The 3334-nt window shown below is 77.8% G+C and carries 1 protein-coding gene; it reads right to left on the bottom strand.

Going from position 1 to position 3334, the window contains the following annotated elements:
* Window positions 1-3334 (bottom strand): hypothetical protein (locus ABZ641_RS30250; protein WP_359986887.1); only part of this gene is annotated, 3334 nt, incomplete at both ends.

Below are 3334 nucleotides of genomic sequence, written 5' to 3'. Positions count from 1 at the left end.
CGGCGGAGAACACCCGCCATCCCGCCGCACCGCCACCGGCCGACGCCTCGGCGGCCGTGCGGAGGGCCGCCTCGGCGAGAGCGGGCCGCAGCGGGTGGCCGACGGGCGTGCGGTAGGCCAGCCACGCCATCGCGCAGGGCGAGGCGTACGGTGCGGGCGCGCGGTCGGGGCCCGACGCCGGGGCGAGGGCGGCGGCCAGGAGAGCGTCCAGCTGCCGGCGGCGTCTGCGGAGCCCGGCCGGCCCCGGGTCCACCTCGGGGCCGGGACCGGCGGGGGCCCAGTCGCCCTTGGGGAAGCGGAGCTCGCGTCCGGCGTCGGCCATCAGCTCGGCGTCGACCGGGGGCGTGCCGAAGCGCTCGTACCACCCGGCCACGGCCCGGTCGAGGTCAGGACCGTGCGTCCACAGCCGTTCCGGGTCGTCCGGGAGCAGCCGGCTCCTGACCTCCCGGAGGGCGTCGTACCCGATCCGGCCGGCGATCTCCTTCTCGGCGGCGGTCGTGTAGTCCCGGTGGTGCTTGCGGACGGCGAGCAGCGCGCCCGCCTCGTCGGCCGTCAGCGTGAGCCGCTGCGCGAGTTCCCGGACGGCCTCGGGGCGGGCGGGCAGCGGCCCCCGCTCGGCGAGCAGTTCGAGGTAGGCGCGCAGCCAGCGGGCGTCGGCCACCGCGACCAGGTCGTGCCGGGTCTCCACCCGGCAGCCGGCGGCGGCCAGCGCGCTGTCCTCCGGGAAGGTGCCCGAGGGCGCGTACTCCAGCAGCTGGGAGCGGTTGAAGGTGCTGTGGAGCACCACGGCGGTCGAGAGCGCGGTGCGGTAGACGTGGCCGACCGGGGGAGCGGGCGTCCTGCCCGGCTGCGTGACCGAGACGGTGCGCCAGCGGCCCGTCCCCCGTTCGGCGACGAACGGGAGGTCGGCGTACTCGCGCAGGCGGGTGCCGGTCACGGTGTCGCCGCGCAGCAGCTCGGTCTGCGGGTCGACGACCAGGTAGGGGAAGGCGGCGGTCACGCCCGGGACGATCGCGCTCGGGTGGTCGAGGTCGCCGTTCCACGGTGCGCCCTCGGCGGCCGCGTGCAGCAGTCGGCCCAGCCGGACGCGGGCCGGCGCGAGGGCCGGCCGGTCGGGGGCCGCCGCCGGGGACCCGACAGCGCCGGTGCCTGTGCGGGTGCCGGTGGCCGTACCGGCGTCGACGTCCGTAGCGGTGCCGGTGTCCGTGTCGTCGGCCGGGCCGGGCGTCGCGGCGGCCTCGGGGGTCAGCAGCGGCAGGAGGTGGGCGACCCCGTTGCGGCAGTTCGCGGCGATCTGCACCAGGCGGGCGAACTCGGTGCCGACCTTGTCCTCCTCGATCTCCAGGAGCCGGGCGATCCGCCGGCGGACCAGGAGCGCGACGCCGTCCCGGAAGACGGAGGACGCCTCGACCCCCTGCAGCAGTCGTTCGGCGCCCGCCCGGTCGAGGCCGTGCCCGGGTGCCGTTGCGGCCACGGCGGCCAGCAGCAGTCCGGCGACGTCCACGGCGGCGAGCCGTTCGGCCCGGCCGGGGTCGGCGAGGAGTGCGGCGGCGGCGCCGACGTGCATGAAGCGGGCGAGCATCAGCGCAAGCCCGTCCAGATCGAGGACGGGCAGCTCGGCGAGTTCCTCGTCGCACCACTCCGCGAGGGTGGACCGGCCGAGGTCGGTGTCCACCAGACCGGGCACGTTCGCCCAGCCCTTGGGGTCGTGCGGCTGGTACCAGAGGTTGTTCGAGTCGCCGCCGTTGGTCAGTTCGAACTCGGCCCGCAGCAGTGCCCGGATCTCGCGGGCGAACCGCGGGTCGGCGGTCAGGGCGTGCAGCCCGGGGCGCGGCGCGACGGCGAGGTGGTGCAGGTACGGGTCGCCGAGCTGCGGCGGCGGGTCGGCGACGGGCGCGCCCGCGGCCAGCAGCACGTCGAGGACGTCCAGCCGGACGGTCCCGAGGGTCCGCCGGTTCCGGTCCCGCCGGCTGGAGTAGGGCAGGTCCACCGGCACGCCGTCGGCCGCGATCCGCGGCGCCAGCACCTCGGCGAGCCGGAGCAGCCCCGGTCCGGACACCCGGTGGTACGACCGGTCGGCCAGGCCGGCCAGGCGGCGCAACCAGTCGGCGGCCGTGCCGGGCGCCGCCCCGTCGGCGCCGGCCGGTCCGGTGAGCAGGGCCAGCGCGCCGGTCCGCTCCAGGTAGCGCAGGGCGAGGTCCGGGCCCAGCATCCCGGGCTGCGGCCCGGCGGCGACCACCTCGTGGGCGAGGCGGGGGAGTTCGGCGAGGACGAGGTCCCAGGCGGGCGCGGCGAGCAGGGCCGTCCAGAACTCGCGGGCGGCATCGCTCCGCAGGTCGCGGGCGGGCAGCAGCCGTGCGGCCAGCCGGGCGAGTTCACGGTCGGGGTCGCACCCGGCGGCCCGGGCGGTGCGCACGACGTCCGCGACCAGCCGGGGGCGCTCGCCCTCGCGGACCGTCCGGTCGCCGAGCAGGGCGAGGACGCGGCGGGCCGCCTCCGGGTCGGCGCCGCGCGCGGTGACCTGCTTGATGCGCTCGCGGAAGGCGGTGTCGGTGAGTGCACCGGCGGCGTCCACCGCGGTGTAGCGGGCGTCCAGCCACTGCTGGTCGACGTGCTCGCCGGCGGCGCGCTCGGCGGCCCTCGCCCGGCCGAACCAGGCTGCCGCGTCGCCCGGTTCGCCGCCGTGGCGCAGGCACTGGTCGGCGACGCCGTCCAGGAAGCAGCGCAGCAGGGCGGGCCGGGTGCCGGCGATCTCCTTCAGTACGGCGTCCACGTCGCGCTTGATGAACACCTGCCAGGCCGAGGTGACCTGCTCCAGGCGCTCCACGTAGTGCAGCACCTCGGCCGTCCGCGCGGGATGCCCGGCCAGCGCGGACTCGGGGAAGGGCACGGCCCCGGGGCCCGGCAGCCCGGTCGGCCGGGTGTCGACCGGCTCCCAGCCCCGGTGGACCATCAGCTCGTCGCGGTGCCGGACCGCGTCGGCGGTGGTGAGCAGGATCCGCTCCTCGTCCGGCATCGCGGGATGGCGGTAGCGGCGGGCCAGCAGCAGGTCGTCGCCCTCCCGCCCCGGGCTCCCGGAGGCAGCGGGAACGAGCCCGGCCTGCGCCACCGCCTCCTTCCAGACGGCGTCCGCGGCGAGCAGCTCCACCACGTGGGCCGGCACGGCGACGGCCTCCTGCACCAGGCGCTCGGCCGTCTGACGGCACGTCCGGCGGTGGGCCGCGACACCGTCGACGAGGGCGAGCAGCCGGGGCAGGCCCGGGTGACCGACCAGCGGGGGCGGCACCTTCTTCAGCGCCCGCCCGCGCTCGTTGCGGTGGACCACCCGCCCGTT

Origin of the sequence: Kitasatospora sp. NPDC007106 (assembly GCF_040634455.1) — a bacterium.
GTDB lineage: Bacteria > Actinomycetota > Actinomycetes > Streptomycetales > Streptomycetaceae > Kitasatospora > Kitasatospora arboriphila.
This window is presented reverse-complemented; position numbering and strand designations above follow the sequence as displayed.